The organism is Pseudomonas sp. PSB11 (genome assembly GCF_014596605.1).
Taxonomy (GTDB): Bacteria; Pseudomonadota; Gammaproteobacteria; order Pseudomonadales; family Pseudomonadaceae; genus Aquipseudomonas; species Aquipseudomonas umsongensis.
Genome location: NZ_NOIO01000011.1, coordinates 14,149 through 35,318, shown reverse-complemented (window position 1 = coordinate 35,318; position 21,170 = coordinate 14,149). Strand labels below are relative to the sequence as shown.

Below are 21,170 nucleotides of genomic sequence, written 5' to 3'. Positions count from 1 at the left end.
GTCCGCATCAGCGTTCACGTCCTTCGCGAGCAGGCTCGCTCCCACAGGGGGTCGCATGGGGTCGTCGATCTTCATTTCACGGCGCCAAACGACAGCCCGCGCACCAGCTGTTTCTGACTGATCCAGCCGAATATCAGGATCGGCGCACAGGCCAGGGTCGAGACTGCCGACAACTTGGCCCAGAACAACCCTTCGGGACTTGAGTAGGAGGCGATCAACGCAGTCAGTGGCGCAGCGTTCGATGAGGTCAGGTTCAGCGACCAGAAGGCTTCGTTCCAGCACAGGATCAGTGACAGCAGCACCGTCGAGGCCAGGCCACCCTTGGCGATCGGCAGCAGGACCCGGAGCATTTCCTGCGTCAACGTTGCACCATCGAGGCGGGCGGCTTCGAGGATGTCTTTCGGAATGTCCTTGAAGTAGGTGTAAATCATCCACACCACGATCGGCAGGTTGATCAGGGTGTAGATCACGATCAGCGCGATTCGTGTGTCGAGCAGGCCGAAACTCTTGGCCAACAGGTAGATCGGCATCAGTACGCCCACCGGCGGCAGCATCTTGGTGGAGAGCATCCACAGCAGCGTGCCTTTGGTGCGCTGGGTTTCGTAGAACGCCATGGAATAGGCTGCCGGCACCGCGATCAGCAGGCACAGGGCCGTGGCGCTGAACGAAATCACCACCGAGTTCCAGGCGAAGCTGAAGTAATCGCTGCGCTCATTGATGTGCAGGTAATTCTCAAGCGTCGGCGTGAAAATGAACTGCGGCGGCGTGGCGAACGCGTCAATTTCGCTCTTGAAACTGGTCAGCACCATCCAGAAGATCGGGAAGAAGATCAGAATCGCGATGGCCCAGGCCAGGGTGCCCAGCAGCAGGCTTTGCAGACGACGGGATTGTTGAAGTGTCATGGCGCGCCTCAGGCTTTGTCAGTCAGGTTTTTGCCGATCATGCGCACCAGCACGATGGCCGCGATGTTGGCGATCACCACCGCAATCAAGCCGCCAGCGGATGCCATGCCGACGTCGAACTGCACCAGCGCCTGGTTGTAGATCAGGTAGGCGAGGTTGGTCGAGGCGTAGCCGGGGCCACCGTTGGTGGTGGTGAAGATTTCGGCGAACACCGAGAGCAGGAAGATGGTTTCGATCATCACCACCACGGCGATCGGTCGCGCCAGGTGCGGCAGGGTCAGGTGCCAGAAGATGGCGACCGGCCCGGCGCCATCGAGGCGTGCGGCTTCCTTTTGCTCCTGGTCCAGCGACTGCATCGCCGTCATCAGGATCAGGATCGCGAAGGGCAACCACTGCCACGAGACAATGATGATGATCGACAGCAGCGGGTAGTGCGCCAGCCAATCCACCGGTTGCGCACCGAACAGCTTCCAGACGTAGGCGAGAATCCCTGATACCGGGTGAAAGATCAGGTTCTTCCAGATCAGCGCGCCGACGGTGGGCATGATGAAAAACGGCGAAATCAGCAGCACCCGTACGATGCCGCGACCGAGAAACTCACTGGCCTCCAGCAGGGCACTGATCAATACGCCGAGCACCACGCTGATCAACAGCACACTGCCCACCAGCAACAGGGTATTGGTGGCGCCGGGCATGAACCCCGAGTCGGTCAGGAAGTAGGTGAAGTTTTCCAGCCCGACGAACTGGTTTTCTCCGGGATTGAGCAGGTTGTAGCGAATCAGTGAAAAATACAGGGTCATTGCCAGCGGCACGATCATCCACAGCAGCAACAGGGCCACTGAAGGACTGACAAGGAACCAACCGGGGTTGGCCACCCGGCTTTTGCGCTGGGGTTGGACAATGTCCATGTGAGCTTTGGCAGTTGAAGTATTCATGGCGTAAGAACCGAGTCATGTAGGCCATTGAAGATCCAATGTGGGAGCGGGCTTGCTCGCGAAAGCGGTATTCCAGACGCTGAAACTGCATCGGATGTACCGGCCTCTTCGCCAGCAAGCCCGCTCCCACATGGATTGCGTTATACCTGTGGGAGCGTGGCTTGCTCGCGATGGAGTCAACTCGGTGTCCAGGTAGTCAGGACAGTTGCACCACCGCACTGTTGCTACTTGGGATACCCGGCACGCTTCATCTCGCGCCCGGTTGTTTGCTGGGCCGCGGCAAGGGCCTGGTCAACTGTGGTCTGGCCGATCAGCGCCGCCGAGAACGATTTGCCGACCTGGGTGCCAATGCCCTGGAACTCCGGGATGGTCACCAACTGGATGCCGATATAGGGCACGGGTTTGAGTGTCGGCTTGCTCGGGTCTGCCGCTTTCAGTGATTCGAGCGTCACCTTGGCAAAGGGCGCAGCGTTCATATAGGCATCGCTGTAGGTCGAGGCCCGGGTGCCTGGCGGCACGTTGGCGATGCCGTCTTCTTGCGCGACCAATGCCCCGTATTCCCTCGACGTGGCCCAGGCACTGAAGGTTTTTGCCGCGTCCTTGGCCTTGGAACTGGTGGGGATCGCCAGTGCCCAGGAATACAACCAGGCCGAGCCTTGATCGGTGACTTCGTGGGGGGCGTAGGTGAAACCGACGTGATCGCTGACCTTGCTTTGGGTCTTGTCGGTGACGAACGAGCCGGCGACGCTGGCATCGACCCAGATCGCGCATTTGCCGCTGTTGAACAGGGCCAGGTTTTCATTGAAACCGTTGCTCGATGCTCCCGGTGGGCCGGATTTCTTCATGGTCTCGACATAGAAGTTCAACGCGTTCCTCCATTCGGGGCCGTTGAACTCCGGTTGCCACTGCTCATCGAACCAGCGTGCGCCATAGGCGTTGGCCACGGTGGTGACCAGCGCCATGTTCTCGCCCCAGCCAGCCTTGCCGCGCAGGCAGATACCGTATTGTTCTTTGTCCTTGTGGGTGAGCGTGTTGGCGAATTCGGCGATCTGGGTCCAGGTCGGGCGCTCGGGCATGGTCAGGCCGGCGTCCTTGAACAGGTCGGTGCGGTAGTAGGTGATGGAGCTTTCAGCGTAGAAGGGCAAGGCGTACAGCGACCCCTTGACTGACAGGCCCTCACGCACCGACGGGAAAACATCGTCCAGGGCGTAGCTGGCCGGCAAGTCCTTCATCGGCTCCAGCCAACCTTTCGCGCCCCACAGTGCGGCTTCGTACATGCCGATGGTCAGCACATCGAACTGTCCACCCTGGGTGGCGATGTCCGTGGTCAGGCGCTGACGCAGGACGTTCTCTTCGAGGACCACCCAGTTGAGCTTGATGTCCGGGTGCTCGGCCTCGAAGGTTTTCGAGAGTTTTTGCATGCGGATCATGTCGCTGTTGTTGACGGTGGCGATCGTCAGGGTCTGGGCGCCAAGGCTGACGCTGCTGAGGGTCATGCAGGTGAGGGCAAGCAGAGCTTTTACAGAAGGTTGCATCGAGCACTCCTTTTCTGCACCCGAAGGCCACAGAAGGACAGTTATTGTTTTTGTATCTTCCGGCGGCTGGAAGAATGTGCGCTGATTACAGCCTTCTATCGAGGGCGAGACAAATCATCCATCGCACTTGGATTGATACTATTTTGCACTGGTGTTTGGCGGGGTGGACGTGGGGAAGGGCTTTTCAGCGCTGGGACTGAATCGAATCCGTACAGGTTTTCGGGTTGAAATACAGCACTGTGGGCGCGGGCTGGTGTGCTAACCGAGGTTTTGCTCGGTCAACCGTTGCACCACCAACCGCCGGTAATGCGAAGGCGTCATGCCCTTGAGCTGCTGAAAACGCCGGTTGAAGTTGGAGATATTGTTGAAACCCGACTCAAAGCACACGTCCGTCACGGGTTTGTCGCCATCGGCCAGCAGTTCGCAGGACTTGCTGATGCGCAGGCGATTGACGAATTCGATGAAACAGCGCCCGGTGGCCTGCTTGAACACGCGGCTGAAGTAGGTCGGTTTCATGCCCAGATGTTCGGCGACTTCCTCCAGCGGCAATTCGCGGGCGTAGTGGGCGAAGATGTAATCCACCGCGCGGTTGGTGCGATCGATGTTGTGTTCGTCGGCCAGTTGCGGCGTCGTTGCACCTGACAGCAGTTGATAATCTTCGCAGGCCGCCAGCAACTCCAGCAGGATGAAAAAGTGCCCGAGGCGGGTCACTCCCTGGCTGTCGGCGATGCGCTGCATGAGGTCCATCGCCTTGCCGATCGTGTGCTTGCAGCGAAACTCGATGCCGTACTGCGCGCGTTCCAACAGGGGCGTCAGGCTCTTGAGTTCGGCAAACACCTGATAGCCATTGTCGAACAGCTCGTCGGTGAAGTTGACCAGCATGTCGCGCTTGGGCACCACCTCGTCTTCGGCCACCTGGCTGATCCAGTTGTGTGGCAGGTTGGGGCCCGTGAGGAACAGGCTTTGCGGATGGAAATTGCCGATGTAGTCGCCGATGAACACCTTGCCTGAACTGGCGACGATCAGGTGCAGCTCGTATTCCTTGTGGAAATGCCAGCGCACCAAAGGGCAGGGGAAACCGTGCTGGCGATAGATGATGGACAACCCGTTATGGTCGTCCATCAATTCGTAGGAAGGGTCGGTGACGCGGGGCGCTCGGCTCATGTCGGAGCGTCTTCTCTATGGCGGTTCTTGGCTTCAATCCATTGCGCCATGTATTGCGTGCTCTTGTGCTGATGATGACGCAGCATGCTGCCGGTGAAGTTGTCTCTCCTGATTGAAGCCAGGTGTTGGCGGCAGTGCTCAAGCCGCGCAATTAGCGCCGGCCCATGGATGCGTGGCTGATAACGGCTTGCCAGCAGTTCCAGGCCCTGGGCCTGGGCCTTGAGCCATTGCGTCTTGTCCTGGTAGAGCTGCACGGCACTATCGGCAAAGCACCTGGCAGTACGGGTGATCGCTCCCGGCCATGGCTCAGCTGCGTGCATGCCCTCCGCGCCGATGGGCGTGGTGACATTCGGTGTACCACAGAGCATTGCGTCGACAATCTTGCCTTTGATACCCGCGCCAAAGCGCAACGGGGCCATGCATACCCGTGCCGCCGACATCACCTGCAAGGCGTCCTCAGCCCAGTTCATCACATGAAAGCCCTGCGCCGCATTATGCAGTGCGGTGGCCTTGGGCGGTGTGTAGGCGCCGTAGATGTGCAGTTGAGCTGCGGGTAATTGCTGGCGAATCATCGGCCAGATAGTGGTCTTGAGCCAGAGCACCGCATCCCAGTTGGGAGCATGGCGAAAATTGCCGATGTGAATAAAGTGCGCCCGGTCCTCGAACGGCACCGGCGCATGGGTGGGCAGGTCCACCATCAGCGGGCACCCATGCAACAGGCTGCGTGGCAGCTTGAAGTGTTCGACCAGCAACTCGATCTCGACTTCGGAGATCATCAGGCTCAAGTCGCAGCGATAAATCGCAGCGATCTCCCGCTGGGCCAGATCGGTCTCGGCCATGAGCTCGAATTCCTCACGCAATGCCGGCGCGAAGAGCTCGCTGAAATCATTGCCGTCTTCGCTTGCCTTCAAGCGGTTCTTGAGTCGTTGCTGGCGCGCATCGCGCAAGCTTTGCAGGTCGGAGGTCTCGAGTACCCGCAGTGCTTCGGGGCAGTGTTTCTCGACGCGCCAGCCAAACTGTTCCTCCATCATGAAACGATCGAACAAGACGATGTCCGGGGCCAGTTCGCTGATGAAGGTGTCGAAACTGCTGTTGTTCAGCTCGATCGGTATTTCACGGATACCCAGCGCCGTCAGGTCGGCGCGATGTTCGCCGCTGCCGGCCGGGCTGCTGAATGTGACGTGCCAGCCTTGCTGCAGGAAGCTTTCGAGGATCTGCATCATATGCCCGCCAGCCGCCGAAGAGCGGGGCTCGGGCCAGACGTAACCAATAACCAGGACTTTGGTTGCGTGGGGCTGACTCATGAACCGGAATTCCTTGAAACGAGCATGGCGCTGGAGAGGTAAAGGGGGCCGGCGATAAAGCGGCGGCCAACGTCAGGCATTATCGAGGATACCCTTGACCTTGTCCCGCAACTGATCGATGGAGAACGGTTTGCCAATGAGATGCATGCCTTCGGGTACATCGATGTTCTCGGCATAACCGCTGGCGAACAGTATTGGCAGGCTAGGGTGCAGCTTGCGGGCCTCATTGGCCAGTTCCCGACCGTCCATGACCGGCAAGCCGACATCGGTCATCATCAGGTCAATGTGCTGGTCTTGGTTCTTGAGGATATCCAGTGCCTGTTCACTGCCGTCGGCCTCCAGGACCTTGTACTCCAGCTCCTCCAGCACGTCGACGATCAACATGCGCACGATGGCATCGTCTTCGACGACCAGGAGGGTGGGGGTGTTGGCGGTCATGATGGGGTTCTCGGAAAGGGTGGATGGCTTTTTCGGCCGATCAGAATCGCCGGCTCTCTTGCATGAGTAAGTGAGGGGACCCGACAAGTTCCCGATAGGCTATAAAAAGAAAGGTCGGCCCGCACTAGGGCAAAGGATAACCGCTGCGTGGGCGCAACAGCAGTTGAAAGTGCATTTTGCGGCCAATCCCGTGAGAAAATTCGATCAGTGCGTCAGTTTTGGGGCAAACTCCTTGGTTTTCACCCGTTCAACAAGGCTTAACTATGACCACTGAGTCTTCGGTTGATCAGCAGCGATTCCGCAAGCTCCTTAGCCGCAACATCAGTCTACCGCTGGGCGTCGGCGCCATCAGTGCGGTTTTCTTCGTGTCGTTGATCACTTATCTGCTGTCGACGATCCAGTGGGTCGAGCACACCGACCGGGTGATCAATAACGCCAATGAGGCGGTCAAGCTGACGGTCGATCTGGAAACCGGTATGCGCGGCTACCTGCTCACCAGCGACGATAAATTCCTCGAACCCTATGAAACGGCCAAGCCACGCATTGAGGTGGTACTCAGCACCTTGCTCGAACTGACCGCGGACAACCCGGTCCAGACCGACCGCTTGCACAGGCTGGAGTCGTTGCAGAAGGAGTGGGCAGGTTACGCGCAATCGATGATCGATTTGCAGCGAAGCAACGGTGACTACCGTGGGGCGGTCAAGGCCGGTAAAGGCAAGCGCCTGACCGATGAAATCCGCAAGCAGTACGAAGACGTGATCGACATGGAGCAGCAGTTGCGCGCCACGCGTAACGAGGAAGTGCGCCGTACCACGATCTGGAGCATCACCCTTTACCTGTTGTTCATTGCCGGTATCAGCGGGTTGCTGGCCTACATCGGCCGTCGCGATCTGCTCAATCTGTCGCAAAGCTACGCCGCGACCCTGGCGGCGCAACAGGCCAGTGCCAAGCGGCTGGAGCAACAGGCCTGGCTGCGCAATGGCCAGACCCAACTGGCCGAACAAGTGCTGGGGCAACTGTCGCTCAACCTGTTGGGGCGCAACATCCTGCAGTTCTGCGCGCAGTACCTGGGCAGTGCCGTGGCGGCCATTTATGTTCGTGAAGAACACGGTGGCCTGCGCCGTGTGGCGTCCTACGGCTTTTCCCGCGAGCAGCAGGAGCGTGAGCAGCAAATCTACAGTGACGAAGGCATTGTCGGTCAGGCGGCACAACAGGCCCACCTGATTCGCCTGGACGATGTGCCCAGCGACTACTTCAAGGTCAGTTCCGGGCTCGGCGAAGGTTTGCCGCGCAGCGTGCTGGTGGTCCCGACCAGCGACGACGAGCGGGTCAACGGCGTCATTGAGCTGGGCTTCCTGCGCCCGTTGACCGACCGCGACATCGATTTGCTGGAGCTCATTGCCGGTAACATCGGCACCTCCATCGAGGCGGCGCGTTATCGCCAGCGTTTGCAGGAAGTGCTGGCTGAAACCCAGCAACTCAACGAGGAACTGCAGGTTCAGCAGGAAGAGCTCAAGACCGCCAATGAAGAGCTGGAAGAGCAGTCGCGAATTCTCAAGGAATCCCAGGCGCATCTGGAAACCCAGCAGGTCGAGCTCGAACAGACCAACGAGCAACTTGCCGAACAGGCGCAGGTGTTGGCCGAACAACGTGACGCCATGGACCTCAAGAATACCGAGCTCAACCAGGCCCAGGCCCAGCTCGAAGAGCGCGCCGAAGAACTGCAGCGTTCGAGCAAATACAAGTCCGAATTCCTCGCCAACATGTCCCACGAGTTGCGCACGCCGTTGAACAGCTCACTGATCCTGGCCAAGCTGCTCGCGGAAAACCCGCAGGAAAACCTGAGTGCCGAGCAGGTCAAGTTCGCCGAGTCGATCTATTCGGCGGGCAACGACTTGCTCAACCTGATCAACGATATTCTCGATATCTCCAAGGTCGAAGCCGGCAAGCTGGAGATACGCCCGGAAAACACCAGCGTTGCGCGCTTGGTGGATGGCTTGCGCGGGATGTTCCAGCCGCTGGCTGCGCACAAGCAACTGGATTTCCAGGTCGAGTTGCAGGACGGTGCGCCAACCATGATGTACACCGACCGCCAGCGCGTGGAGCAGATCATCAAGAACCTGCTTTCCAACGCCGTCAAGTTCACCGAGAAAGGTCGGGTCTCCTTGACCGTGAGCGCGGCGCCGAACCAAGGCATCGCCTTTATCGTCAGCGATTCGGGTATCGGTATTGCCGCTGATCAACAGGAAAGCATTTTCGAAGCCTTTCGCCAGGCCGATGGCACTACCAATCGTCGTTATGGCGGGACCGGCCTGGGCCTGTCGATTTCCCGTGACCTGGCCGCGCTGCTCGGCGGCTCGATCAATGTCTCCAGCACGCCGGGGCAGGGCAGCCAGTTCAGCCTGATCCTGCCGCAGCAATACGTGGAACCTGGCGACGAGCCCGTCGAGCGGATGCATGCCATGCCAACCCACGCTCCAACCCCGGTTGCGCCCATTGCGGTTGCGCCGGCGGTGGTCCAGGAGATTGCGCGGTTCGCCGATGACCGCCTCAATGCACCCTTCACCGTGCGTTGTATCCTGGTGGTGGAGGACGAGCCGAATTTTGCGCACATCCTTTATGACCTCGCCCATGAACTGGGTTACCAGTGCCTGGTGGCCCATGGCGCCGACGAGGGCTACGACCTGGCCAGGCAATACATTCCGGACGCCATCCTGCTGGACATGCGCCTGCCGGATCATTCCGGGCTGACGGTGCTGCAACGCCTGAAGGAACACGCCGAGACCCGGCATATTCCCGTGCATGTGATTTCGGTCGAAGACCGGGTCGAAGCGGCGATGCACATGGGAGCCATCGGTTATGCGGTCAAGCCGACTACCCGCGAAGAGCTCAAGGACGTGTTCGCGCGCCTGGAGTCCAAGCTGACCCAGAAGGTCAAGCGTGTGTTGCTGGTCGAGGACGACGACTTGCAGCGCGATAGCATTTCCCGGCTGATCGGCGATGATGACATAGAAATTACCGCCGTTGGCCTGGCGCAGGACGCCTTGGCCCTGCTGCGCACCACCGTGTTCGATTGCATGATCATCGACCTCAAGCTGCCGGACATGCTCGGCAACGACCTGCTAAAGCGCATGTCCAGCGAGAACATCTGCTCGTTCCCGCCGGTGATTGTCTATACCGGGCGCAACCTGACCCGGGACGAAGAGGCTGAGCTGCGCCGGTATTCGCGTTCGATCATTATCAAGGGTGCACGCTCGCCCGAGCGCCTGCTGGACGAAGTGACACTTTTTCTGCACAAAGTCGAATCACGGTTGTCCCATGACCGGCAGAAGATGCTCAAGACCGCGCGCAGCCGTGACAAGGTGTTCGAGGGGCGCAAGGTGTTGCTGGTGGACGACGATGTGCGCAACATTTTCGCCCTCACCAGTGCGTTGGAGCAAAAGGGCGCCGTCGTGGTCATCGGCCGCAACGGGCGTGAAGCGATTGAGCGATTGAATGAAGTCGAAGACATCGATCTGGTGCTGATGGACGTGATGATGCCGGAAATGGATGGTTTCGCAGCCACCACCTTGATCCGCAAGGAGGCGCGCTGGCGCAAACTGCCGATCATCGCGGTGACGGCCAAGGCCATGAAAGACGATCAGGAGCGCTGCCTGCAGGCCGGCGCCAACGATTACCTGGCCAAGCCCATCGACCTCGATCGCCTGTTTTCGCTGATTCGTGTGTGGTTACCGAAGATGGAACGCATTTAAGTGCAGAGCAATCATTCAGGGGAGCGCAGCAGCGAAATCGAATTGCGCTTGTTGATCGAAGCGATCTACCTCAAGTACAGCTACGATTTTCGCGATTACTCCGGCGCCTCGATCAAGCGCCGGGTGACGCACGCCTTGAGCCAGTTCGAGTGCAATACCATTTCGGCATTGCAGGAAAAGGTCCTGCACGACCCGACGGCGTTCATGCAGTTGCTGCAACTGCTGACGATTCCGGTCAGTGAAATGTTTCGCGACCCTTCCCATTTCCTGGCCATCCGCCGCGAAGTGGTGCCGTTGCTCAAGACCTACCCTTCGCTGAAGATCTGGATCGCCGGGTGCAGCACCGGTGAAGAAGTCTATTCGATGGCCATCCTGTTGCGCGAAGAGGGCTTGCTCGAGCGCACGATCATCTATGCCACTGACATCAATCCGCGTTCGCTGGACAAAGCCAAGCAAGGGATTTTCTCCATGGAGAATGTCCGCGCCTACACTTCCAACTACCAGCAGGCCGGGGGCAAGTGCTCCTTCGCCGACTATTACACGTCGGCGTACGGGTACGCGATTTTCGACAAGTCGCTGTGCGAAAACGTGACCTTCGCCGATCATAGCCTGGCGACGGACAGCGTATTCTCAGAAACTCAATTAATTTCATGTCGTAATGTATTGATTTACTTCAATAAAAAACTACAGGATCGCGCTTTCGGCTTGTTTCATGAGTCGCTTTGCCACCGCGGTTTCCTCGCTCTGGGCAGCAAGGAAACGCCAGATTTTTCAGCCTTCGGCAACCAGTTCGAGCCGTTGGTCAAACAAGAACGGATCTATCGCAAATCATGAACAGCGCAACGGGCTTACCTTCAATAGAAGCGATTGTGATCGGCGCCTCGGCTGGCGGAGTTGAGGCGCTGCTCACTATCCTGGGGCCGCTGCGACAAGGTTTCGCATTGCCGATCATCGTGGTCCTGCACCTGCCGGGCGAGCGCCGCAGTCACCTGGTGGAAGTCTTCGCCCGGCGTGTCTCGCTGCCGGTCGTGGAGGCCATGGACAAGACCCCGGTTAAAGCCGGTACCCTGTATTTCGCCACGCCCGGGTATCACTTGTCGGTGGAGCGGGACCGCAGCTTTTCCCTGAGCCTGGAAGACCGTGTGCATTATTCGCGGCCGGCCATCGACTACCTGTTCGAATCGGCTGCCGATGCCTACGGCGCAAAACTGGCCGCGGTATTGCTGACCGGCGCCAACCAGGATGGCGCCAAGGGTATGTCCCAGGTCAAGCAGCATGGCGGGCTGACCATCGTCCAGGACCCGGGCGAGGCCCAGGTCGCGACCATGCCCCAAGCGGCGCTGAATATCCTGCAGCCCGATCACATACTCCCCATACGCGGCATCGGCCGTTTGCTTGTCGAGCTGGAACGAATCGCATGCTAAGTAATATCCAGGCCAAACTGCTGATCGTCGACGATCTGCCAGAAAACCTATTGGCACTTGAAGCGCTGATCAAGCGTGAAGATCGCATCGTCTACAAGGCTTTGTCGGCCGACGAAGCCTTGTCGCTGTTGCTGCAACACGAATTCGCCATGGCCATCCTCGACGTGCAGATGCCCGGCATGAATGGCTTTGAGCTGGCCGAGTTGATGCGTGGCACGGAAAAGACCAGGAACATCCCGATCGTGTTCGTCAGTGCCGCCGGTCGAGAGCTGAACTACGCGTTCAAGGGCTACGAAAGCGGCGCCGTCGATTTCCTGCACAAGCCCCTGGATATCCAGGCGGTCAAGAGCAAGGTCAATGTCTTCGTCGACCTCTACCGCCAGAGCAAGGCCATGAAACAACAGGTCGAAGCGCTGGAGCACAGCCGTCGGGAGCAGGAAGCGCTGCTCATGCAGTTGCGCAGTACCCAGCTTGAGCTGGAGCAGGCGGTGCGTATGCGTGATGACTTCATGTCCATCGTGGCCCATGAAGTGCGCACGCCGCTCAATGGACTGATTCTTGAAACCCAGTTGCGCAAGATGCACCTGGCCCGGGACAACGCTGCCGCCTTCACCCTGGACAAGATGCACGCGATGGTCGATCGCGACGAACGGCAGATCAAAAGCCTGATCCGGCTGATCGAAGACATGCTCGATGTGTCACGTATTCGTACCGGCAAGTTGTCGATCCGCCCGACACACTTTGATCTGGCGGCGCTGGTTCGCAGTTTGTTGCACAATTTTGCCCCGCAGATCGAGGCCGCCGAAACGTCGGTCAGCCTGGACGCCGAGCAATCGGTGATGGGCGATTGGGATGAGTTTCGCATTGAACAGGTGATTTCCAACCTGCTGACCAACGCCCTGCGTTATGGCGCCAAGAGCCCGATCCACCTGAAGGTGTACAGTGAGAACGGTGAAGCACGGGTGGAAGTCCGTGATTTTGGAATCGGCATCAGCGAGGAGAACCAGCAACGGATTTTCCAGCAATTCGAGCGCGTCTCGGCCAATCATGTCGCCACCGGGCTGGGCTTGGGGTTGTTTATTTCCGAACAGATAGTTGCCGCCCATGGCGGTACCATTACCGTCGAAAGCCGGATTGGCGAAGGCGCCCTGTTTCGCGTTTGTCTGCCGCTGTAGGAAAACCGCGCGATAAACGCAACCTCTGATCGACCTCGGGGTCGTATCAGCAGCTATTGACCGAACAAAGGCTTCCCATGAGTGAAGATGCACAAGATGTAGTCCTCGTCGTCGAGGACGATCCCTCAATCCTGATGGTGCTGTCGGCCTATCTGTCGGGAGAGGGCTACCGGGTGCTGCAAGCCGAAAACGGCGAGCAGGCCTTCGAGATCCTCGCCAGCAAGCCACACTTGGACATGATGATCACCGATTTTCGCCTGCCCGGCGGGATTTCTGGGGTGCAGATCGCCGAGCCCGCGGTGAAGCTACGGCCTGAGCTCAAGGTGATTTTCATCAGCGGCTATGCCCAGGAAATTCGCGAGACGGATAGCCCCATCACTCGCAAGGCACCGATTCTTGAGAAACCGTTCGATCTGGACACGTTGCAGGAACTGATGCAGGACATGCTGTCCTGATCGGGTAGGAGCTGCCGCAGGCTGCGATCTTTTGATCTTGCTTTTAAAGATCAAAAGATCGCAGCCTGCGGCAGCTCCTACAGGGGATGGTTGTGTTCGACGCTTGCGCAGCGGCGCGTTCAGACACGAATCATCTCCTGCACCTTGGCCGTCAACAGATCAAAGGTAAACGGCTTGGTGATCATCTGCATGCCCGGATCGAGGAACCCGCCGCGCACCGCCGCATGTTCGGCATAGCCGGTAATGAACAAGACCCTCAGGTCCGGCCGCAGTTGCCGACCGATTTCCGCCAGTTGCCGACCATTCATGCCGGGCAGGCCGACGTCGCTGATCAGCAGGTCGATGCGTTGGGCCGAGTCGAGGATTGGCATCGCACTGTCGGCATCGCTGGCCTCGACAAAGGCATACCCCAGATCTCCGAGCACGTTGCTGACCAGCAGTCGCACCGCCGGATCGTCCTCGACGATCAACACGGTCTCGCCATTTTTCGCGTAGGGGGCGTGTTCGATGTTGACCGGGTTGTCCTGGGGCAGGTCACCCCCAAAACGCGGTAAATACAAGTTCACCGTGGTGCCTGCGCCGACTTCACTCTGAATGGCGACATGCCCGCCCGATTGTTTGCTGAAGCCATAGATCATCGACAATCCCAGGCCGGTGCCCTGGCCGATGGGCTTGGTGGTGAAGAACGGGTCGAAGGCCCGGTTGATGGTGCTTTGCGGCATTCCGCAGCCATTGTCGGTGACGCTCAGTACCACATAGTCGCCTGGCGCGAGATTACCGTAGGGCTTGGTGAATTCGGCATCCAGGTGGCGGTTCGAGGTCTGCACCAGCAGTTTTCCACCATCGGGCATGGCGTCGCGGGCATTGATGACCAGGTTGAGCAGGGCGCTTTCCAGTTGATTGGGGTCGGCTTCGGCGACCCATAGCTGATCGCTCAGTTGCATGTCCAAGTGAATGCTTTCATTGATGCTGCGTTTCAGCAGTTCGCCCATGGAGACCACCAGGTTATTCATCTCCACGGGCTTGGAATCGAGCGATTGGCGACGGGAAAACGCCAGCAGACGATGAGTCAGGCTCGCCGCGCGATTGGCCGACGTCACGCCAAGGTCGATCAGGCTGTCCAGATCCTCTGTGCGCCCCCGGGCCAGTCGCCGGCGCAATAACTCCAAACTGCCGATGATGCCGGTCAGCATGTTGTTGAAGTCATGGGCAATGCCACCGGTGAGTTGGCCGACCGCCTCCATTTTTTGCGACTGGCGCAGTGCTTCCTCATTGTGGCGCAGTTGTGCGGTGCGCTCTTCAACCTGTTGTTCCAGGGTCTCGAGGGTGTTTTGCAGGCGCAGTTCGCTCATGCTCAAGTCCACCAGCCGATCCCTGGCTTCATACTGTCGCCTTCGGCCGCGCAAGGCGGCGGCGACCAGGCTGATCAATGTTTCGGGGTGGAAGGGCCGTTCGAGGAACGTGACATTGCCCAGGAGGGGGCCAAAGCGTGACGCCGGATTATGTTCCGGGCCTCCATGGTGAGTCAGCAATACGATCGGCAAATCAGACCACGCCGGTTGCTGCTCGATCAGGCTCAACAGGGGTTCGAGATCGCTGCGCAGCAAGGCTTCGGAAGACATGAGCAACAAGCCGGCCCCTTGCTCCACTTCGAGGCAAAGCCCCGGCAGATCAGTACTGACGACTCCGCCGAAGCCCGCTTCATTGAGCAGCATCAAGGCGATCTGACTGTCCCGCCCCAAGGGGGCAAGAATGATCGCACGCTCGGACGTTGCATCATTGACCGTCACGGGACTTCATCCCCGAGCAGGGGATTGCTGGCACCCAAATAGGTCGGGACTCCGCGCAATACGCCCTGGAAGGTTTCCAGCGGTTCGCCGATGGTCATGCCTCTGGTGCTGATTTTGTATTCGCGGATGGTCGATTCATGGCTGCCTGTGCGTTTCTTGATGATGGAAATGGCTCGCCGCACCTTGCCCAGGGCTTCGAAGTAGCGCAGCAGAATGACCGTATCGGCCAGGTACGTGATGTCTACCGGGGCCTGCATGTCACCGACCAGGCCATGCTGGGCGACTGTCATGAACGTCGCCGCGCCTTTGCGGTTGAGGTACAGCAGTATTTCGTGCATGTGCAGCACCAGGGCGTTCTCTTCCGGCATCGCCGCTTGATAGCCGTTGATGCTGTCGATTACCACGGTCTTGATATCGCCTTCATCGACGCAGCGGCGAACCCGGTGGGAAAATTCGCCGGGGGAGAGTTCAGCGGCGTCCACTTGCTCGATCAGCAGGTTGCCGGTGGCTTGCAATGCACTCAGGTCGATGCCGATTTTCTTCATGCGAGCGAACAGCAGGCCAAGCTCTTCATCGAAGATAAACAGCGCGGCCTTTTCGCCCCGTGCCACGGCGGCGGCGGCGAAAATCATCGATATCAAGGATTTTCCGGTACCGGCCGGGCCGAGAATGAGTGTGCTTGAGCCCGTCTCGACGCCACCACCGAGCAGCGCGTCCATTTCGCGGATGCCGCTGGTCAACTGCTGTCGCTGGTAGTCACCCCGGTGCTCCGCGGCCACCAGGCGTGGGAACACGTGTACGCCGTTACCCATGATGGTGAAATCATGATAACCGCCGCGGTATTTCTGGCCACGGTATTTCACCACGCGAACGCGCCGGCGCTCGGCGCCATAGTTGGGCGTCAGTTCCTCCAGCCGAACCACTCCGTGGGCCACGCTGTGCACGGTCTTGTCCAGGGATTCGGTGGTCAGGTCGTCGAGCAGCAGCACCGTAGCCTCATAGCGCACGAAATAATGCTTGATGGCGAGGATCTGTCGACGGTATCGCAGCGAGCTTTGCGCCAGCAGGCGAATCTCGGAGAGGCTGTCGAGCACGACGCGGGTCGGCCTGACGCGTTCGACGACTTCAAAAATCTGTTTGGTGGCCTCACCCAATTCCAGGTCCGAGGAGTACAACAGCGATTGCTGGTGCTCGGCGGTCAGCAGGCTTTCGGGGGGCGTCAGTTCGAAGATATGGACGTTATCGTCCAGCTCCCAGCCATGGGAGCGCGCACCCTGGCGCAGTTCGCGTTCGGTTTCGGACAGGGTGATGTACAACGAGCGCTCGCCGGCTTGGGCTCCGGCCAACAAGAAGTGCAAGGCGACCGTGGTCTTGCCGGTTCCGGGTTCGCCCTCAAGCAAGAACACGTGGCCGCGGGACAGTCCGCCATTGAGGATGTCATCGAGACCAGTAATCCCTGTGGCGGCTTTAACGCTGATCAACTCGTTGGATGTAGACAAAAAATGCCCTCTCATGACTAGGGGAAACGAGGCAGCGGACCGATGATGGCGAGCTGCCTGTTCACTTGACCTTGGGCCGCGAGGAGCGTTCAACTTTTTTGAGAAACGTTGGGCGTGCACCTGCACTGTAGGAGCGAGGCTTGCCCGCGAAGAACGGTAATGCGGTGCAACAGGTACACCGCGGCGTCTGGTTCGCCGGCAAGCCTGGCTCCTACGTCGGTAATCTGTTTTATAGCCCCTGCTGCAGGGCCGGATCATCCGGGTTCATCTGTTCCAGCTGCGCCAGCAATATCTGAACGTTCTGCAATTGCCCGCTTTCTTTCCAGTAGTTGATCAGCAACACCCGTGCGCGGCGATCGTTCGGGTGGCGCTGGACGATTTCCTGCAGCTGTTTCTGCGCCGCTTCCAGCTCCTGCTCGCCATGCAGGGTGGTGGCCAGGTCGTAGCGATAGTCCTTGTTGTTCGGCTCTAGCTCCACGGCCTTGGACAATCCGAGCAGGGCGAACTCGCTTTGGCCGTGATGCAGCAACCAGAGCCCCAGCGCATGTTGCAGATAGGCCGAGTCGGGCTGGGCCTTGAGTTGTTTGGCCAACAGTTGCCGGGCCGCGTCGCTCTGGCCCTGTTTGTCCAGTATCTCAATCTGCATCACCAGCGCCGGCAGATTGCCCGGGTCCAGACGCAAGGTGTGTTCAAGCGCCTGTTGTGCCTTTTTCAGTTGGGCATTGTGCAGGTACAGCCGCGCCAGCTGATACTGATTGTCGGCACTTTCAGGGGCGTCTTTGAGAACCACCTGCCAGGCGTCGATAGCCTGCTCCAGCGCGCCGAAATACAGGCCGAGATCATCGGGTGACAGGCCCAGCAACGCATTGACGGCGGCCAGGCGCACACTCTGCTCGCCGTCATCGAGCAAGGGCCCCAGCAATAGGCTGCGCTGGCCGCTGGGCACCAGCCCGCTGATGCTTTTGATCGCCGCGATACGGACCTCGGGTGCCTCATGCTGCAAGTCTGCATCCGCCAGTTTCAGCGCCACGGAGCTGGGGTAGTTGGGCAGTTCGGCAAGCAGCCAGACGCGCCGCTTGGGTGATATGTCAGGGCGGGCCAGTTGCTGATAGAGCACCCGCGCGGCTCCTGGCTGGCCGTTTCGGGCTGCCGTCAGTGCTTCGCTGTAGCCGCGCTTGATCGTTTCGGGTACGACCGGGGTGCTGCTGCGCAGGAACATCCAGGCAAGGCCGATGGCAAACAGGACACAGAGGCTGATGAGCAAATAGCGGCGGGACTGGGTCATGCAGAATCCGGAAGCTGACAGGCTTTGGCAAAGCTGTCAGCTTCGGTCAGGCGGCGCCCGGAGTCAAACGCTGACTGCGATACTCAAAACCTGTCCAGACCCCGTGGCTATGACTACGCTTTCTGGAGTGGATTGGACGGGGCTTCCCATGCAAGCGCTGCTGCAATACTTCAAGACGATGCTCAACCCCGAGCGCGGGGTGCTGCTGTTTGCCTTGAGAACCATCGCGGCCGGGCTGTTGACTCTCTATCTGGCGTTCGTATTCGACCTCGAACAACCCAAGTGGTCGATCATGGCCGTGGTCATCATCAGCCAGCCCCTGGCCGGTATGGTGCTGGCCCGCAGTTTCGGTCAGGTCATCGGAACCACCCTGGGAGCGGCAGTGGCCGTGGTAATCATGGCGCTATTCCCCCAGGCGCCGCTGCCTTTCATCATGACCTTATCGCTGTGGCTGGCGTTGTGCACCGCCGGTGGCACCTTGTTGCGTTATACCAGTTCCCAGGCGTTTGTCCTCAGTGGCTACACGGCGGTGGTCGTGGGACTGTTGGCGGTTCCCGATCAGGACGGGACTTTCCTGCTGGCCGTGACCCGCGTGACCGAGACGTTGCTGGCTGTGGCCTGCGTCTGTGTCGTGAGCCTGCTGACCGCGCGCCCGGAGGCCGTGGCCAAGGAGTATTTCGACAGGATCGACCAGGTGATCAAGCTGCTGGCAACCCATGCCAGCGCCGTTATTCGTACCGAGGAAAGCGAGGAAGACTTCCACCGTCGGCAAATGCAGTTGCTGGGGCAGATCAGCGCGCTGGAGGGTGTGCGCCGGCACCTTTATTACGACGCGCCGCGCTTGCGCAGCGCCGACGACCTGGTGCAATTGCTCGGCAACCAACTGGTACTGCTGACGGCAAGACTCACCGCCTTGCGCCACCAGCGCCAATTGTTGCTCGAACGCTGGGAAGGCGAGCTCCCCGGGGAAATACAGCAACTGCTCGGCGAAGAACTGGTCTTGCTCGACGAACTGGCCCGGCAAGGGCGGGCGATATCTGGTGAGCAGCGGCGTCAGTTTGCTGCGTTGCAGCAGCGTTTCGATGCACTGGCGTACCGCTCGGAACAATTGATCGAGCCCTTGAAGGCGACCCTGCGCTCCCTGTCGTGGTCCTTACGCTGGGAACAGGCGCGCATGCTGCAGCAGCTTGAAATGATCTTGGAGTTGAGCGACGTGATCCAGAGCGGGCGCAAGGCCAGTAGCGTTTTTCGTGGCCAGGCCAATCCTTTGCACCTGGACTTCACCTTGGCGACGATGAATGCCATCCGCGCTTACTGCGCACTGATGGTGGCCGGGTTGATCTGGATCGAAACGGGATGGGACGGCGCGCGGGGCGGGATGGTCGTGGTGGGGATTCTGTGTTCGCTGATGGCGACGTTTCCCCGGCCACTGCTGGCTGCCCAGAGCTATGCCCGGGGGCTGGCGCTGGCGTTGGTGCTGTCGGCGGTGCTGCAGTTCGCGCTGGTCCCGATGATCAGCAGTTTCGAACTCCTGGCGCTGCTGCTGGCGCCCTTGCTGTATGCGGTCGCCGTGGGGTTGTCCAGCCCGGCCACGACGGGCACGGGGATTGGCCTGGGGTTGATGACGTGCCTGTTGTTGGGCCCGCAAAACACCGGCACAGGCCAAAACAGCGCCATCCAGTGGTTCGAGTTTGCTGGCGCTTATGTGTGCGCCGCGACACTGGCATTGAGTGTCTATGCCTTGATCTTTCCCTTCAGGCCTGTGCTGCGCATTCGCCGCTTGTTCAAGGAGAACTGCGAGCAGGTCTACGCCTTGCTGAAAACCCCGGCCACCGATGAAAACCAGTTCGCCTTCGAGAGTCGCATGGTCGACCGCCTGACCATGATGCTGGGACTGTTGCCCGCCATCCAGGACAAGCCATCGCGTGACCTGTTCGACGTCAGCCTGGGTTGCATGGCGCTGGGCATCGCCTTGAACCAACTGCGGCAACAGGGGCAGAACAACGCATTGCTCAGCCCGGGTTTGCAACGTCGATTATTCGCCACCGTGCGTGAAACCGGGAGGCTGGTGGCCGGTCGGCGCGACATTGGAGTGGACCACGTGCTCGACAGCCTGCACGCCTTGGGCGATGACCTGGACGCGCTGCATTCCAGTGTTCACGAACACCTCTGGTCGGTGTTTCGCATGCGCGTGGCGCTGTTGATCGTGGTGTCGTTCCTGGAACGCCACCGTGGCCACTTCGAACCCGCCACCTTGCAGGGAGTACCCGAGCTTGCCCATTGATCTGGAAATAGGCGGCGTCTACCTGCCACCGATCGCCCAGGCGTTGCTGCTGGGGGTACCGGTTTTCCTGGTGCTGGACTGGATCCTGCGGCGTCTCGGGGTGTTGCAGTTCGTCTGGCATGAAGCCTTGTTCGAAGGCGCGTTGTACGTCTGCGTGTGCGCAACGTTGATCCTGGTGATGGGAGCCTGATGCCGTGAAGAAGATCCTTGCCCATCTCACCACGGTGGCGGTAGTGGTGCTGGCTTTCGTGCTCGGCTGGTTTGCCTGGGAGCACTACACCCGTGCACCCTGGACCCGCGACGCACGAGTGCGTGCCGATGTGGTGACCTTGTCCGCCGATGTCGCGGGGCGCATCGTCAATCTCAGCGTGCAGGATAACCAACATGTGCAAAAGGACCAGTTGCTGCTGGAAATAGATCCTTCACGCTACGCCCTGGCGGTGGAGCACGCCAAGCGTTCGGTGGAAGTGGCGAAGGCTTCACTGGGGCAATCCGAGGCAACCATCGTTGCCAGCCAGGCCCTGCTCAAGCAGCGCCAGAGCGAGGAGCGGCGCCGGCGGACCCTCAAGGAACGCTCGGCGATTTCCGGCGAAGAGTGGGAAAAATCCAGCACCGATGTCTCGGTGGCCCAGGCCGATTTGCTGCGCAACCAGGCCAACCTGGGGTTTGCCCAGGCCAATGTGCAACTGGCGATCGCCGCACTGGCCGAGGCCGAACACGACCTTGAACGCACCCGCGTCGTATCGCCGATCAGTGGCTACGTCACCAACCTGCTTACCCGCCAGGGCGACTACGCCACCGCAGGCGGTCCACTGGTGGCCCTGGTGGACAGCGATTCGTTTTACGTCAGCGGCTATTTCGAAGAAACCAAACTGCCACGGATCGGCGAGGGTGATCGGGTCGACATCAAGTTGATGAGCGGCGAACGTTTCGGTGGCACTGTGCAAAGCATCGCCTTTGCCATTGCCGACCGGGAAAACCTGCCGGGCGGCCGCTTGCTGGCGAACATCAACCCCAGCTACACCTGGGTCAAGTTGGCGCAGCGGGTGCCGGTGCGGATCAAAATCGACGAAGACTATGCCGGTAGAGACAAATTGCGCGCCGGTACAACGGCTACCGTGACGGTTCGGGAGAACCACAACGCCCAAGATCACCGCTGACCCCTGTAGGAGCTGCCGAAGGCTGCGATCTTTTGATTTTGAAAAGCAAGATCAAAAGATCGCAGCCT

Annotated in this window: 17 protein-coding genes; 8 read left to right on the top strand and 9 right to left on the bottom strand. The window is 59.6% G+C overall.

From position 1 onward, the window contains the following. Positions 1-71: 71 nt before the first annotated feature. The 6 genes from CGA21_RS14915 to CGA21_RS14890 form a co-directional block, all read right to left on the bottom strand. On the bottom strand, positions 72-902 hold the full coding sequence (locus CGA21_RS14915) for a carbohydrate ABC transporter permease (protein WP_110747456.1): 831 nt from the start codon (positions 900-902) through the stop codon (positions 72-74). An 8-nt stretch (positions 903-910) separates the two neighbouring features. Next, complete coding sequence (locus tag CGA21_RS14910; RefSeq protein ID WP_223194147.1) at positions 911-1,810, bottom strand: carbohydrate ABC transporter permease; 900 nt, start codon at positions 1,808-1,810, stop codon at positions 911-913. A gap of 251 nt (positions 1,811-2,061) precedes the next feature. Next, positions 2,062-3,372, bottom strand: coding sequence for an ABC transporter substrate-binding protein (locus CGA21_RS14905; RefSeq protein ID WP_188264489.1), 1,311 nt, complete (start codon positions 3,370-3,372; stop codon positions 2,062-2,064). Between the two features lie 258 nt (positions 3,373-3,630). Further along, positions 3,631-4,536, bottom strand: coding sequence for an AraC family transcriptional regulator (locus CGA21_RS14900; RefSeq protein WP_110747448.1), 906 nt, complete (start codon positions 4,534-4,536; stop codon positions 3,631-3,633). Next, on the bottom strand, positions 4,533-5,840 hold the full coding sequence (locus tag CGA21_RS14895) for a glycosyltransferase (RefSeq protein ID WP_110747445.1): 1,308 nt from the start codon (positions 5,838-5,840) through the stop codon (positions 4,533-4,535). The genes CGA21_RS14900 and CGA21_RS14895 overlap by 4 nt, the downstream gene beginning before the upstream one ends. A 72-nt stretch (positions 5,841-5,912) precedes the next feature. Then, entirely contained in the window at positions 5,913-6,278 is a 366-nt protein-coding gene (locus tag CGA21_RS14890) for a response regulator (RefSeq protein ID WP_110747442.1), read from the bottom strand. A gap of 263 nt (positions 6,279-6,541) precedes the next feature. Between CGA21_RS14890 and CGA21_RS14885 the strand changes: the two genes are divergently transcribed. The 5 genes from CGA21_RS14885 to CGA21_RS14865 all read left to right on the top strand — a co-directional run bounded on the left by CGA21_RS14885 (position 6,542) and on the right by CGA21_RS14865 (position 13,084). Next, a complete protein-coding gene (locus tag CGA21_RS14885) occupies positions 6,542-10,030 on the top strand; it encodes a response regulator (RefSeq protein WP_188264488.1) in 3,489 nt (1,162 codons plus the stop codon). After that, positions 10,031-10,864, top strand: coding sequence for a CheR family methyltransferase (locus CGA21_RS14880; protein ID WP_188264487.1), 834 nt, complete (start codon positions 10,031-10,033; stop codon positions 10,862-10,864). It abuts the gene before it with no gap. Next, the gene (locus tag CGA21_RS14875) at positions 10,861-11,454 is read left to right on the top strand and encodes a chemotaxis protein CheB (RefSeq protein ID WP_110747436.1); all 594 of its coding nucleotides are present in this window, start codon (positions 10,861-10,863) and stop codon (positions 11,452-11,454) included. The genes CGA21_RS14880 and CGA21_RS14875 overlap by 4 nt, the downstream gene beginning before the upstream one ends. Beyond that, a complete protein-coding gene (locus CGA21_RS14870) occupies positions 11,448-12,629 on the top strand; it encodes a hybrid sensor histidine kinase/response regulator (RefSeq protein ID WP_110747433.1) in 1,182 nt (393 codons plus the stop codon). Before CGA21_RS14875 ends, CGA21_RS14870 begins: the two co-directional genes overlap by 7 nt. 77 nt (positions 12,630-12,706) lie before the next feature. Continuing rightward, on the top strand, positions 12,707-13,084 hold the full coding sequence (locus CGA21_RS14865; RefSeq protein ID WP_020797118.1) for a response regulator: 378 nt from the start codon (positions 12,707-12,709) through the stop codon (positions 13,082-13,084). A gap of 119 nt (positions 13,085-13,203) precedes the next feature. Here the strand turns inward: CGA21_RS14865 and CGA21_RS14860 are convergent, their stop codons facing one another. The 3 genes from CGA21_RS14860 to CGA21_RS14850 all read right to left on the bottom strand — a co-directional run bounded on the left by CGA21_RS14860 (position 13,204) and on the right by CGA21_RS14850 (position 17,658). After that, positions 13,204-14,874 (bottom strand): ATP-binding protein, encoded by a 1,671-nt coding sequence (locus tag CGA21_RS14860; protein ID WP_110747430.1) that lies wholly within the window; start codon positions 14,872-14,874, stop codon positions 13,204-13,206. Further along, positions 14,871-16,373 (bottom strand): ATPase domain-containing protein, encoded by a 1,503-nt coding sequence (locus CGA21_RS14855; RefSeq protein ID WP_188264486.1) that lies wholly within the window; start codon positions 16,371-16,373, stop codon positions 14,871-14,873. The genes CGA21_RS14860 and CGA21_RS14855 overlap by 4 nt, the downstream gene beginning before the upstream one ends. A gap of 229 nt (positions 16,374-16,602) precedes the next feature. Beyond that, a complete protein-coding gene (locus CGA21_RS14850) occupies positions 16,603-17,658 on the bottom strand; it encodes a tetratricopeptide repeat protein (RefSeq protein WP_020797115.1) in 1,056 nt (351 codons plus the stop codon). 148 nt (positions 17,659-17,806) lie between these two features. Here CGA21_RS14850 and CGA21_RS14845 point away from each other — a divergent pair, with 148 nt between their 5' ends. The 3 genes from CGA21_RS14845 to CGA21_RS14835 are packed head-to-tail and all read left to right on the top strand — an operon-like array spanning position 17,807 to position 21,102. Next, the gene (locus CGA21_RS14845; protein ID WP_188264485.1) at positions 17,807-19,942 is read left to right on the top strand and encodes an FUSC family protein; all 2,136 of its coding nucleotides are present in this window, start codon (positions 17,807-17,809) and stop codon (positions 19,940-19,942) included. After that, a complete protein-coding gene (locus CGA21_RS14840; RefSeq protein ID WP_008061285.1) occupies positions 19,932-20,132 on the top strand; it encodes a DUF1656 domain-containing protein in 201 nt (66 codons plus the stop codon). Before CGA21_RS14845 ends, CGA21_RS14840 begins: the two co-directional genes overlap by 11 nt. Positions 20,133-20,136: 4 nt before the next feature. After that, a complete protein-coding gene (locus CGA21_RS14835) occupies positions 20,137-21,102 on the top strand; it encodes a biotin/lipoyl-binding protein (protein WP_188264484.1) in 966 nt (321 codons plus the stop codon). The last annotated feature ends 68 nt before the right edge of the window (positions 21,103-21,170 follow it).